At 72.5% G+C, this 12,845-nt stretch carries 11 protein-coding genes; 3 read left to right on the top strand and 8 right to left on the bottom strand.

Annotation, left to right across the window (positions count from 1 at the left end; all coding sequences use genetic code 11):
- Positions 1 to 7: 7 nt before the first annotated feature.
- Entirely contained in the window at positions 8 to 922 is a 915-nt protein-coding gene (gene dapA / locus BMZ30_RS04500; protein WP_093375402.1) for a 4-hydroxy-tetrahydrodipicolinate synthase, read from the bottom strand.
- 85 nt (positions 923 to 1,007) lie between these two features.
- Between dapA and BMZ30_RS04495 the strand changes: the two genes are divergently transcribed.
- On the top strand, positions 1,008 to 1,823 hold the full coding sequence (locus BMZ30_RS04495; RefSeq protein WP_219810177.1) for a polysaccharide deacetylase family protein: 816 nt from the start codon (positions 1,008 to 1,010) through the stop codon (positions 1,821 to 1,823).
- Here the strand turns inward: BMZ30_RS04495 and BMZ30_RS04490 are convergent, their stop codons facing one another.
- Positions 1,824 to 2,648, bottom strand: a complete 825-nt coding sequence (locus BMZ30_RS04490) for a thymidylate synthase (protein WP_177191270.1) — start codon at positions 2,646 to 2,648, stop codon at positions 1,824 to 1,826.
- Positions 2,649 to 2,772: 124 nt separating this feature from the next.
- Here BMZ30_RS04490 and BMZ30_RS04485 point away from each other — a divergent pair, with 124 nt between their 5' ends.
- Together BMZ30_RS04485 and BMZ30_RS04480 are read left to right on the top strand one after the other, a co-directional pair.
- Positions 2,773 to 4,218, top strand: a complete 1,446-nt coding sequence (locus BMZ30_RS04485; RefSeq protein WP_093375398.1) for an NAD-dependent succinate-semialdehyde dehydrogenase — start codon at positions 2,773 to 2,775, stop codon at positions 4,216 to 4,218.
- 20 nt (positions 4,219 to 4,238) lie between these two features.
- Positions 4,239 to 4,748, top strand: a complete 510-nt coding sequence (locus tag BMZ30_RS04480; protein ID WP_093375396.1) for a GNAT family N-acetyltransferase — start codon at positions 4,239 to 4,241, stop codon at positions 4,746 to 4,748.
- On the opposite strand, the gene BMZ30_RS04475 is transcribed toward BMZ30_RS04480, so the two are convergent.
- From BMZ30_RS04475 to BMZ30_RS04450, 6 genes are all read right to left on the bottom strand, one after another.
- Positions 4,745 to 5,197, bottom strand: coding sequence for a hypothetical protein (locus BMZ30_RS04475; RefSeq protein ID WP_093375394.1), 453 nt, complete (start codon positions 5,195 to 5,197; stop codon positions 4,745 to 4,747). The genes BMZ30_RS04480 and BMZ30_RS04475 overlap by 4 nt on opposite strands.
- Positions 5,197 to 5,952 carry a 4-hydroxy-tetrahydrodipicolinate reductase gene (gene dapB / locus BMZ30_RS04470; protein WP_093375392.1) on the bottom strand — a complete coding sequence of 252 codons (756 nt, stop codon included), beginning with the start codon at positions 5,950 to 5,952 and terminating at the stop codon, positions 5,197 to 5,199. The genes BMZ30_RS04475 and dapB overlap by 1 nt, the downstream gene beginning before the upstream one ends.
- 90 nt (positions 5,953 to 6,042) lie before the next feature.
- Positions 6,043 to 7,371, bottom strand: coding sequence for a M16 family metallopeptidase (locus BMZ30_RS04465; RefSeq protein WP_093375390.1), 1,329 nt, complete (start codon positions 7,369 to 7,371; stop codon positions 6,043 to 6,045).
- 1 nt (position 7,372) lies between these two features.
- Positions 7,373 to 9,586, bottom strand: coding sequence for a polyribonucleotide nucleotidyltransferase (locus BMZ30_RS04460; RefSeq protein ID WP_093375388.1), 2,214 nt, complete (start codon positions 9,584 to 9,586; stop codon positions 7,373 to 7,375).
- A 248-nt stretch (positions 9,587 to 9,834) separates the two neighbouring features.
- Positions 9,835 to 10,104, bottom strand: coding sequence for a 30S ribosomal protein S15 (gene rpsO, locus BMZ30_RS04455; RefSeq protein ID WP_093375386.1), 270 nt, complete (start codon positions 10,102 to 10,104; stop codon positions 9,835 to 9,837).
- Positions 10,105 to 10,224: 120 nt separating this feature from the next.
- Positions 10,225 to 12,795, bottom strand: a complete 2,571-nt coding sequence (locus BMZ30_RS04450) for a peptidoglycan recognition protein family protein (protein ID WP_093375384.1) — start codon at positions 12,793 to 12,795, stop codon at positions 10,225 to 10,227.
- Positions 12,796 to 12,845 lie beyond the last annotated feature (50 nt).

Genomic DNA, 12,845 nt, shown 5'->3' with positions numbered 1-12,845 from the left:
GTACCTCTCAGTGGGACTGCGCGAGCAGCCCGGCGGCGACCAGGCCGGCGCGCACGACGGCGACGTCGTCGTCGGTGGCCGCGACCTGGGGCAGCCGCAGGGTGCGGCCGGGGACGAGACCGAGCAGCTCGAGAGCCGCCTTGGCCATGACCGCCTGGAAGCCCGCCGCGTTCACCGCGTCGATCGCGGGCGCGATCTCCACGAGGATCTCGGTGGCCCGGGCGTGGTCTCCGGCGTCGAACGCCTGCGTGAGCGCGGCGAGCTGGGGGCCGACGACGTGCCCCGCGACGCTCACGACGCCTGCAGCGCCGTGCGCCAGGTAGGCCAGGTACAGCGAGTCGTCGCCGCAGTACCAGGCGAGGCCCGTGCGCGCGATCAGCGTCGCGGCGGAGTACAGGTCGCCCGTGGCGTCCTTGATGGCCACGACGGCGTCGTGCTCGGCGAGGCGCGCGATGGTCGCGGGCGCGAAGCGGACGCCGGTGCGGCCCGGCACGTCGTACAGCATCACCGGGAGGTCCGTGGACTCGGCGACGGCGAGCGTGTGCCGGACCAGGCCCTCCTGGCTGGGCCGCGAGTAGTACGGGCTGACCACGAGGAGGCCGTGCGCACCGGCGTCGGCCGCGTTCTCGGCCATGCGCACCGCGTGCGCCGTGTCGTTGGAGCCCGCGCCAGCGATCACGTGGGCACGGTCGCCGACGGCGTCGACGACCGCCCGGACGAGCTCGGCCTTCTCCGGGGCGTGGGTCGTCGGGGACTCGCCGGTGGTGCCGTTGAGCACCAGACCGTCGTGGCCGTGGTCCACGAGGTGACGGGCCAGGGCCACCGCGGCGTCGAGATCGAGCGATCCGTCGATCGACATCGGCGTGACCATCGCGGTCAGGACAGCACCGAACGGACGGTTCGGGACGGGGCGCGCAACCATGGGGACAACCTACCGCGCACGTGCGGCCCGCCACGCGCCGTCTCGCGCACCCGCGCGACGCCGCGCTCCGCTACGCTCGCGTCTCGTGCCCGACCAGCAGACAGACGACCGCCCCACCAGCGAGGCGGCACCCGGCCTCACCCGGCGACGCCTGCTGACGACGTCGGGCGTGAGCGCGCTCGCCGCTGGCCTGACCGTCTTTGCGGCCGAGGAGGCACGAGCGGCGCAGAGCCGCCGCAAGAGCCCGACCCACCGCGTCTCGCCACGGCCCGAGACCGTCGCCTCGGCCGTCGCCGCCCAGGTCGTGTGGCGCGCCCAGCCGGCCGAGCGCCTGGTCTCCCTCACGTTCGACGACGGCCCGGATCCGCGGTGGACCCCCCGCGTGCTCGACGTGCTCGCACGGCACGACGCTCGCGCCACCTTCTTCCAGCTGGGGGACGCCGTCGAACGCCACCCCGGCGTCGCTCGTGACGTCGTGGCCGCCGGCCACGAGGTGGCCAACCACGGCTGGGGCCACCGCGACCTGACGGACCTGCCCGCGGCGGACCTCCGGGACAACCTCGTGCGGACGCACGACGCCATCGAGGCAGCCACCGGCGCCGCACCGACGCTCGTCCGGCCACCCTGGGGGCGGATCGACGCGCCCGGGCTCTTCGTCGCCGCGGAGCTCGGCTACCGCGTCGCCCTCTGGTCCCACCACCTGCCCACCGACGGCGCCGAGCGGAAGGTCGACCACAACCTGAGCTGTGCGACGGCGGGCATGATCATGCTCTGCCACGACGGACGCTCCACCCCGGCCGAGTCGCTCTACGTGGCCGTGGACCGGCTCGTGGCTAGCCTCAGCGGCGACGGCTACCGGTTCGTGACGACGTCCGCGCTGCTGGACGCGCCGACCGCCTGATCAGACCGCGACCGGCGCCGCGATGGCCGGGTGGTGCTGGTAGCCCTCGACCACGACGTCGTCGAAGTCGTACTCGAACAGCGACGCGGCCCGGCGCAGGCGCAGCTGCGGGAAGGGGTACGGCTCGCGGGCCAGCTGCTCCGTGACCTGCGCGACGTGGTTGTCGTAGATGTGACAGTCGCCGCCGGTCCACACAAGGTCCCCGACCTCGAGCCCCGTCTGCTGGGCGATCATGTGGGTCAGGAGGGCGTACGAGGCGATGTTGAACGGCACCCCGAGGAAGAGGTCCGCGGACCGCTGGTAGAGCTGGCACGAGAGCCGGCCGTCCGCCACGTAGAACTGGAAGAACGCGTGGCACGGGGCGAGGGCCATCGTGTCGAGCTCGGCGACGTTCCAGGCCGAGACGATGATTCGGCGCGAGTCCGGGTCGCTCCTGAGCTGCTCGAGGACGCGGGCGATCTGGTCGATGTGCCCGCCGTCGGGCGTGGGCCACGACCGCCACTGCACGCCGTAGACCGGGCCCAGCTCGCCGTCGTCGTCCGCCCACTCGTTCCAGATGCGCACCCCGTGCTCCTGCAGCCAGCGCACGTTCGAGTCACCGCGCAGGAACCACAGGAGCTCTCCCACGATCGACCGCAGGTGCACCCGCTTGGTCGTGACGAGCGGGAACCCCTGGGCGAGGTCGAACCGCATCTGGTGACCGAACACGCTGCGCGTACCCGTGCCCGTGCGGTCGGACTTCGCGGTGCCGTGGGCCAGCACGTGCCGCAACAGGTCCTCGTACGCGGTGCACACCGCAGGCGTCGAGCGCTCGTCCACCAGCATGGGTTCCCCTCCGTCGTCCCCGCGGCCTGCGTAGCCGCGTGCATGTCAGACCATCCCACACGAGGCGCGCGACCCGACACCCGGGCAGGTCGCGATCAGGCCGGCGTCGGCCGATACTCGGCAGATGGACACCGACTCACCGCTCACCGGCCTGCTGATCGACGGCGCGTGGACCCGTCCCGCGGGACGCGGCACCTTCGCCGTCGAAGACCCCGCGACGCTCGAGGTGGTCGCCGAGGTCTGCGACGCGCGCCCCGAGGACGGCGTCGCTGCGCTCGACGCGGCGGTGGCGAGTGCGCAGCGGTGGCGCGAGACGACACCCCGCGACCGCGCCGACCTGCTCCGCGCGGTGTACGACGAGGTGGTCGGACGCACCGACGAGTTCGCCGCGCTGATCACCGCGGAGTGCGGCAAGCCGCTCGACGAGGCGCGGGGAGAGGTTGCGTACGGCGCCGACTTCGTGCGCTGGTTCGCCGAGGAGGCTGTCCGCCTCCCCGGCCTCGCGCGCCCCGCGCCCGCCGGCGGGACGCAGCTCGTGCACAGCCGACCGGTCGGCCCCGCCCTGCTCGTGACCCCGTGGAACTTCCCGCTCGCGATGGCGACCCGCAAGATCGCGCCTGCGCTCGCCGCGGGGTGCACGGTCGTCGTGAAGCCCGCGAGCCCGACGCCGCTCACGACGGCCCTGTTCGCCGACGTCGTCCTGCGGCACCTGACGGAGCGCGGCCTGCCGACGGGCGTGCTCAACGTCGTCCCGACGAGCAGCGCGAGCGACCTCTCCGCGGCCGTCATGGGCGACCGTCGGCTGCGCAAGCTGTCGTTCACCGGGTCGACGGCGGTCGGTCAGCAGCTCCTGCGCACCGCGGCCGACGGGGTGCTGCGCACGTCGATGGAGCTCGGCGGGAACGCGCCGTTCCTCGTGCTCGACGACGCGGACCTCGACGCTGCCGTGTCCGGGGCGCTGGTCGCCAAGATGCGCAATGCAGGCCAGACCTGCGTCGCCGCGAACCGGTTCTACGTCCAGGCCGGCGTCGCGGACGAGTTCACGGACCGGCTGACCGCGGCGTTCGCGGCGCTGGAGGTGGGCGACGGTCGGCACGGCGCCCAGGTCGGTCCGCTCATCGACGCCCGCGCGGTGGACCACATGCACGAGGTGGTGGCCGCGGGACGCGCCGGCGGGGCTCGCGTGATGACCGGGGGCGACGCTCCCCGCGACGGTGCCGGGCACTTCTTCTCCCCTACCGTCCTGGCCGGCGTCGCGCCCGACGCCGATCTGCTGGGCACCGAGATCTTCGGGCCCGTCGCCCCGGTCGTGACCTTCGGATCTGATGACGAGGGACTCGCGCTCGCCAACGCGACCGACGAGGGCCTGGTCGCCTACGCGTGGACCCGTGACCTCGACCGGGCGACGCGCCTCACCCAGCAGCTGGACGCGGGCATGATCGGCCTCAACCGCGGGCTGGTGTCCGACGCGACGGCGCCGTTCGGGGGCACCAAGATGTCCGGCTTGGGCCGCGAGGGCGGGCACGCCGGGCTCGCGGAGTACCTCGAGACCGTCTACGTGGCGTGCTGACGCGCAGGTAGGGTCGGCCCATGGCCCTTTTCACCGAGACCGCAGACGTCTCCGTCCGCCCCGCCGTCGCCGGGGACGAGGTGGCCATGACGCGCGTGCAGGTCAGCGCGTGGCGCACGGCGCACGCGGCGACCCTGGGCGACGCGGTCGTCGACCTGCTCGACGAGCCGCGCATGGCGGCCCAGTGGGCGACCGCGATCACCGCCCCCCCGGGGCCCGGCTTCGCAGTGCTCGTCGCGTGCGCCGGACCTGTCGTGGTCGGCTTCGCCGCCGTCGCGCCCGGACAGATCCTCGCCCTCGAGGTCGAGCCTGCCGCACAGCGCCAGGGCCACGGGTCCCGGCTGCTCTCCGCGGCGGTCGACCGGCTGCGCACAGACCGCGCCGAGGAGGTCGTGACCTGGATCCTCGACGGCGACGCGGCGCGCGAGCAGTTCTTCGCCGGAGCCGGGCTCGGCCCGAGCGGGCGGACGCGGACGCTCGCGGCCGGCGAGCGCGAGGTGCGCGAGTCGCGCTGGTCCGCGACGCTCTAGGCCGTCTTGCGCAGCGCCGCGGCCGTGCGCAGCGCGTGCCGTGCGCGGCGACGGTCGCCCGCGGCGTCGTAGGCGAACGCCAGGTGGTACCACTCGCGCCACCCCGCGTCGTCACGCTCGGCGGCCGCGCGGGCGGTCCCGAACGCCTCGTCCGCGGCCGCCCGGTCGATCCGTCCTCCGGGCGACCGGAGCAGCGTGTCCACGGGGAGCTCGCCCGCCTCGGCGAGCTCGTCCGCCATCTGCTGCACGCGGGTCGCGAGCAGCCACTCGCGGGCGATCAGCCCGATCACGACGAGGGGGACCACCAGGACCGCCGCTCCGATGCCGATGCCGGCCGGGTCGCCGGTCCGCACCAGGGCGACTCCCCGCGTCGCCACGGCCCAGGTGTACAGGACGAGCAGCGCGGTGAGCGCGAGCGCGGGCACGAGCCCGCGGCGCGGCCGTGCCATCAGTCGAGGTCCATGACGTGCTCGAGGCCGACCGTCAGACCGGGGCGTCCGCCGACCTTGCGCACGGCGAGCAGGACACCCGGCATGAAGGACGTGCGGTCGAACGAGTCCTGCCGGATGACGAGCTGCTCGCCCGGGTTGCCCAGCAGCACCTCCTCGTGCGCGACCAGACCGCGGAGCCGGACCGCGTGCACCCGGACGCCGTCGACGTCCGCACCGCGCGCGTCGAAGCCGGACTCCGTCGCGTCCGGGCTGGGGCCGAGACCGGCCGCGCCGCGGGCCGCCGCGATCGCCGCCGCCGTGTGCCGAGCCGTGCCGCTCGGCGCATCCACCTTGTCCGGGTGGTGCAGCTCGATGACCTCCGCCGACTCGAAGAACCGTGCCGCCTTCGCGGCGAGGGTCATGGCCAGCACCGCGCTCAGCCCGAAGTTCGGCGCGATCAGGACGCCACGTCCGGGCAGAGCGGCAAGCGCTTCCTCGAGCCGTTCGAGGCGCTCGGGCGTCCAGCCGGTCGTGCCGACGACGACGTGCGCCCCGGCCGCGAGTGCGGTGTGCACGTTCGCCTCCGTCGCGGACGGCACCGTGAAGTCCACGACGACGTCGGCACTCGCGTCGCGGAGCGCGGCGGCCACGTCGTCCGTGGCATCCACCCGCGCCACGAGCGCGAGGTCAGGGGCTGCCTCGACGGCAGCGCAGACGGTGGTTCCCATGCGTCCGGCCGCACCGAGCACGGCCACCTTGATCACGTCAGTCACGGCACCACCCTAGCCGTGCTGCACGCCCGGCCCCGCGCGGACGACGACGGCCCGCCCCCTGGAGGGAACGGGCCGTCGGGCACCTCAAGGTCAGGCCGCGAAGGGCCCGACACGCACGACCGTGCGAGGACGACCGGCTAGCTCGCTCGCCAGGGTCTGCACGTCCTCGAGCGTGACCGACCGGATGCGGTCGAGCGACTCGGCGATGGACAGGAGCTCGCCGGAGACGAGCTCGGACTTGCCGAGCCGACTCATCCGCGACCCGGTGTCCTCCAGCCCGAGCACCATGCCGCCGCACAGCTGGCCGACGCTGCGCGTCAGCTCCGCCTGCGTGATCCCGCCGTCCGCGAGCCGGTCGAGCTCGCTCCCGAGCAGCGCGGTGACCTCGTCGACCTTGCCCGGCGTGCAGCCGGCGTAGAGGCCGAACACCCCGGTGCCCGCGTGCCCGGAGGCGAACGAGTACGTCGAGTACGCCAGGCCTCGCTTCTCGCGGATCTCCTGGAACAACCGGGAGGACATGCCCCCACCCAGCGCCGCGTTGAGCACCGAGAGCGTGAACCGCCGGTCATCGGAAGCGCTGATGCCCACCGAACCCAGGATGACGTTCGCCTGCTCGACGGGGCGGTGCACCTCGAGCTCGACGGCGCCGTGGGCACCCACGCCGACGGCGTCGGCACCGTCCCGGCGCGCGCGAGGGGGCGCCGACGGGTCCAGCTCCCAGCCGCCCGCGCCGAGCGCGTCGACGACCTGGGTGCACAGCGCGTCGTGGTCCACCCCGCCCGCGGCCGCGACCACGAGGGTCTCAGGCCGGTAGTGCCACTGGTAGTGCTCCCAGACCGCGTCCCGCGGGACAGCCTGGATGGAGGCGGGCGTGCCGCCGATCGGCCGCCCCAGCGGGTGGTCGCCGAGCACGGCCTGGGCGAACTCCTCGTGCGCCACGTCCGAGGGGTCGTCGTCGTTCATGGCGATCTCCTCGAGGATCACGCCACGCTCGGTCTCGAGCTCGTCCGCGTCGATGCTCGCCGACGTCACCATGTCGCTGATGACGTCCACGGCCATCGGCAGGTCGGTGTCGAGCACCCGCGCGTAGTAGCACGTGTGCTCCTTGCCGGTGGCGGCGTTCGCCTCGCCGCCGACCTCGTCGAACGCCTCCGCGATGTCCATCGCGGAACGCCGGGCGGTGCCCTTGAACAGCAGGTGCTCGAGGAAGTGCGTCGCGCCGTGGTGACCGTCGGTCTCGTCGCGCGAGCCGACACCCACCCAGGCACCGACGGTGGTCGAGCGAAGTCCGGGCATGGACTCCGTGAGGACCCGGACCCCGCCGGGCAGGACGGAGCGCCGGATGACGGCGCCCTCCTGCCCGGCGGTCAGCTCACTGCCGGGTTCCCCCGACGCGATGAGCGGTAGGTTCCACGGCACGTCAGGCGTCGGCCTGCGCGTCGTCGTTCTTCTCCTCCGCCACGACGGCGTGCAGCGAGAGCTTGCCACGAGGGTCGATCTCACCGATCTCGACCTCGACGCGCTGTCCGACCGAGAGGACCTCCTCGACCGTGTCGACGCGCTTGCCACCCACGAGCTTGCGGATCTGGCTGATGTGCAGCAGACCGTCCTTGCCCGGGGAGAGCGACACGAAGGCGCCGAACGACGTGGTCTTGACGACCGTACCCACGAAGCGCTCGCCGATCTCCGGCACGTGCGGGTTGGCGATCGCGTTGATCGCCGCGCGCGCGGCCTCGGCCGACGGACCGTCGGTGGCGCCGATGTACACGGTGCCGTCGTCCTCGATCGAGATGTCGGCACCGGTCTCGGCCTGGATCTGGTTGATCATCTTGCCCTTCGGGCCGATGACCTCGCCGATCTTGTCGACGGGCACCTGGACCGCGATGACGCGCGGGGCGTTCGGGGACATCTCGTCCGGGGTGTCGATCGCTTCGTTGATGACGTCGAGGATCGCCAGGCGGGCCTCGCGGGCCTGCGTGAGCGCGCCAGCGAGGACGTCGGCGGGGATGCCGTCGAGCTTCGTGTCCAGCTGGATCGCCGTGACGAACTCCCGGGTGCCGGCGACCTTGAAGTCCATGTCACCGAACGCGTCCTCGGCGCCCAGGATGTCGGTGAGGGCCGCGTAGCGCGTCTCGCCGTTCACCTGGTCGGACACGAGGCCCATCGCGATGCCCGCGACGGCCGCGCGCAGCGGCACGCCGGCGTTGAGCAGCGACAGGGTCGAGGCGCACACCGAGCCCATGGACGTCGAGCCGTTCGAGCTGAGCGCCTCGGAGACCTGACGGATCGCGTAGGGGAACTCCTCGCGCGACGGCAGCACCGGCATGAGCGCACGCTCGGCGAGCGCTCCGTGGCCGATCTCGCGACGCTTGGGGCTGCCCACTCGGCCGGTCTCACCGGTCGAGTAGGGCGGGAAGTTGTAGTTGTGCATGTAGCGCTTGCGCGTCTCCGGGGAGAGCGTGTCGAGCTGCTGCTCCATCCGGAGCATGTTCAGCGTCGTGACGCCGAGGATCTGCGTCTCGCCGCGCTCGAAGATCGCGGAGCCGTGCACGCGGGGCAGGACCTCGACCTCGGCCGACAGCGTGCGGATGTCCCGCAGCCCACGACCGTCGATGCGGAAGCCGTCGGCGAGGATGCGACCACGGATGTGCTTCTTCGTCAGCGCGCGGACAGCGGCGGACAGCTCCTTCTCGCGGCCCTCGAAGCGAGCGCCGAGAGCGGCGACCGCCTCAGCCTTGATCTCGTCCAGGCGGTTCTCGCGGTCCTGCTTGTCCGCGATGGTCAGCGCCTGCGCGAGCGCGTCGGTGATCTGACCCTCGACGGCCTCGTAGGCGTCCGGCTGGTAGTCCGGGAAGACCGGGAAGTCCTGGACGGGCTTGGCGGCCTGCGCCGCGAGGTCAGACTGCGCCTCGCACAGGGCGCGGATGAACGGCTTGGCAGCCTCCAGGCCCTCGGCCACGACGGCCTCGGTCGGGGCGACGGCGCCCTCGTTCTTGATCAGGTTCCAGGAACCCTCGGTCGCCTCGGCCTCGACCATGGTGATCGCGACGTCGTCGCCCACCACACGACCGGCGACGACCATGTCGAAGACGGCCTTCTCCTTGTCGGAGTAGCGCGGGAAAGCGACCCACTGGCCGTCGATGAGCGCGATGCGCACACCGGCGACGGGGCCGGAGAACGGAAGGCCGGAGATCTGCGTGGACAGCGACGCGGCGTTGATGGCCAGCGTGTCGTACGCGTCGTCCGGGTGAATGGCGAGGACGGTCACGACGACCTGGACCTCGTTGCGCAGGCCCTTGACGAACAGCGGACGCAGCGGGCGGTCGATCAGGCGGCACGCGAGGATCGCCTCGGTCGACGGACGGCCCTCACGACGGAAGAACGAGCCGGGGATCTTGCCCGCGGCGTACTGGCGCTCCTCGACGTCGACGGTCAGGGGGAAGAAGTCGAAGTGGTCCTTCGGGTACTTGCCGGCCGTCGTGGCCGACAGCAGCATCGTGTCGCCGTCCAGGTAGGCGGCGACTGCGCCGGCGGCCTGCTTGGCCAGGCGTCCGGTCTCGAAGCGGACGGTGCGGGTGCCGAAGCGACCGTTGTCGATCGTCGCCTCGGAGAACATGATCTCGGGACCCTCCATGGGTACCTTCCTCTCGGTAGCCGCGCACCCACCCGACGGTCTTCGATCGAGGCACCCGCAGCGCGCTGTCTTCAGCGGCGATGTCGGGGACCACTACCGAGGACCGGACGAGGCTCGGTGCGCGGAACTCGTGTTGTGTTGTCCTGCGGAGATGCAGGTGTCGTGCTGCTGCCGGCGTCCCGCCGGCGCATGGTGGCTGACACTGCACCAGCCCGGACCCATCAGGGCCCGGGCTGGGAAGAGTCAGATCAGCGGCGCAGTCCGAGGCGCTCAATCAGGCTGCGGTAGCGGTTGATGTCAACCTTCTGCAGGTACCCGAGGAGACGACGGCGCTGGCCGACGAGGAGCAGCAGACCACGACGGCTGTGGTGGTCGTGCTTGTGCTCCTTCAGGTGCTCGGTGAGGTCCTTGATGCGCTGCGACAGCAGCGCGATCTGGACCTCGGGCGAACCGGTGTCACCCTCAGTGGTGGCGTACTCGGTCATGATGCGCTGCTTGGTGGCAGTGTCGAGGGGCACGGCTCTCCTTGTTTCACTCGTTGCGCGGCGCCCTGGGGCATGTCCACCCGGGCTCTGTCTGTCCGCGGCCGTTCTGACGGCGATCTGATGCTATCAGGTGCGGGTGGCGGCGACGGTCCGTCAGCGTGCGGCGACGATCACGCTGACCCGCACCGGCTTGCCCTGGTCGAGCGCCTTGAGCGTCACCCGACCCGAGCGCTTGCCGCCCACCTTGACGGTGTAGCGGTGCGTCCGGTCGAGTCGCGTCGCGGCGGTGTTGATGGTGCCGACCCGCTTGCCACCGACGTACACGGCCATGCGGCCGTATCCCTTGCCGCGCGCCGCGACGACCTGCACGGTCCGGACGTCGGACGCGCCGTCGACGGACAGCTTGGCGCCCTTGTTCGTGGTCGACCACGCGAAGTTCCCGTAGTAGCCGGTGTGCCGGGACTTGCTCCACGCCTTGGTGCCCGACGTCCGCTTCAGCGTGGACCGGCCGACGGGCCGGGTCACCTTCGGGTACGCGGAGGCGGCGGAGACCGTGCCGTCGGCCGCGACCGCGCGCACCTTGACGTACCAGGTCTCGCCCGCCTTGATCTTCTTCGAGATCGACGTCCCGGTCGTCGATCCGGCCTGGATGGTGCGACCGAAGCCCTTGCCGTGCTTCGCCTTGCGCACCTCGAGCCGGTACGAGCTCGCCCCCGCAACCGGCTTCCAGCGGAACGTGATCGACTGCGAGAGCCGGCCCGGGAAGTCGTACGTGCTGCTCTTGTCCAGCACCGGCCGGCCGAGCGCGACGGGGGCGGAGGGGCTCGGAGTCGGTGAGGCCGGGGCCGACTCGCGTGGGAACGCCAGGGTGCTGATCGCCACGCGTGCGGCGCTCGTCGTCCGGAGGCGGACCTTGCCCGAGACCGGACCGGGCAGGCGCAGGGCACGGACCGCGCGCGGGTCGACGGTTGCCGCGTCCCACCGCACCTCGCCGATGACCCGGTCACCCAGCAGCACCTGCGTGGCGCCGTAGCCTGGCCCGGCCTCGCCGTAGATCCGCACCTCGGCGGCGTCCTTGACGTTGTCGACGCGGAGCGTGCGCCCCGCGGTCGCCGTCGAGCGCAGCGCCCCGATCGTGTGTCCGGCGCCGGACTCCTTGGTCCAACCGCTCGACCACGCGAGAGCCGACGCCGACACCGGCGCCGTGGACTGCGTGACACGCACCGCGGCACTGCGTCGCCCAGAGCCATCGATGGCGCGCACCATGACCAGCCGCGTCTGCCCCGGGCTGATCGAGATGGTCGCCTGCGTGCCGGAGACGGTGCCGTAGCGGATCCAGGAGCGGGAGTCGTCCATCGCGTACCCGTGCGAGCCGGAGCGCGTGAGGATCTCGTAGCGGGCGGCGCCCGGGACGGCCGACCAGCGGTAGGTCGAGCTCGTCGCGGTCTGGACCGGCGCCTGGTCGGCACCGGGCTGGACGACCGACGGCGAGCCGACGCCCGGGGCGACGGACGATCCGTGGGTAGCCTTCGCGCGCGAGACGCGCTCAGCCACGCGCTGGCGGATGCTGGGCATCTTCGCGTAGAGGTTCTTGCCCGGGCACGCGGTGTAGTTGGTGTCGCGGTGGCCGAGGATGACCGGGACCGTGATCGTGGAACCCGCCTTGGCCCGCACGGTGCTGCCGGTGCTCGAGCCCGTGTAGAGCCGGGTGGTACCCGTGGCGTTGAGCCCGTACTGGTAGGCCTTCCAGCCCAGGACCTTGACCAGCGCGCTCTGCAGCGCGGCCGTGGGCTCCGCGGTCTCGTAGTTGCCGAGAGCCGAGATCCCGATGGTCGAGGTGTTGTACCCGCCCGCCTGGGCGCCGATCGGGAGGTCGTGGATCGCCTCCTGGCGGCCCTGGTAGATGTTGCCGTACTTGTCCACGAGGAACTGGTAGCCGATGTCCGGCCAGCCGCGGCTGCCCGTGTGGAAGCCGTAGATCCCTCGCACGAGCGCGGCGGCCTGTGCCTCCGTGTAGCTGTTCGTCCCGGCGGTGTGGTGCACGTACATGGCCGACAGCCCGGCGGAGAGCTGCGGCCACGACCCGGCCTTGGACTCGTCCGCGCCCCACTGGGCGCGCGTGACGACCTGCGGTGCGATCTCGTAGCCCGTCGCGGCGTTCGCCGTGGCGGCCGGGCCGCCGGCCCGTGCCCCGTCAGCGCGGGAGGAGCCCGGGTCCACCAGGTCGATCTGCAGGCCCGCCGGGGCGCGCCCGCTGTGGGTGCGGACCCGAGCCTGGATGCCGTCGGCACCGGCGCTCAGCACGGGCGACGTACCCGCACGCTCGCCCTCCACGCCCGTGTTCTCGACCTCGAGCTCGGTCCAGTCCGTCCACTCGCCCTGCTCACGCACGCGAACGGCGACCTCGGTGACGTCTTCGGCGGTGCCGTCCCACGTGACACCCGCGACCATGAAGGGCTCGGTGCTCTCCAGCGAGCTGAGGGCGACGAGGTCGTCCGAGCTGTCCCGCAGCGCGGACTCGGCTGCCGCGTCGGGCGCGGCGTTCACGGCCTCCTCGGCGACGCTCGCATCCTTCGCCGCGGCCGTGTCGACCCCGTCGAGGGCGATGGAGGCGAACTCCGCCTCGACCGGTTCCGCCGCGGCGACGGGGAGCGCCACCACCGGGACGGCGAGGCCGACGACGGTGAGAGCACCAGTGAGCAGGGCGGCGAGCACGGGTCGCATGGGCGAGTCCTCCGGGGTGGTGATGGTGGACGGTCACCGTCCACCCCTGG

Origin of the sequence: Flavimobilis marinus, assembly GCF_900113055.1 — a bacterium.
In the GTDB taxonomy this organism is placed as follows: domain Bacteria; phylum Actinomycetota; class Actinomycetes; order Actinomycetales; family Cellulomonadaceae; genus Flavimobilis; species Flavimobilis marinus.
The sequence above is the reverse complement of the archived record's forward strand: the minus strand, read 5'-3'. Positions and strand labels throughout refer to the sequence as shown.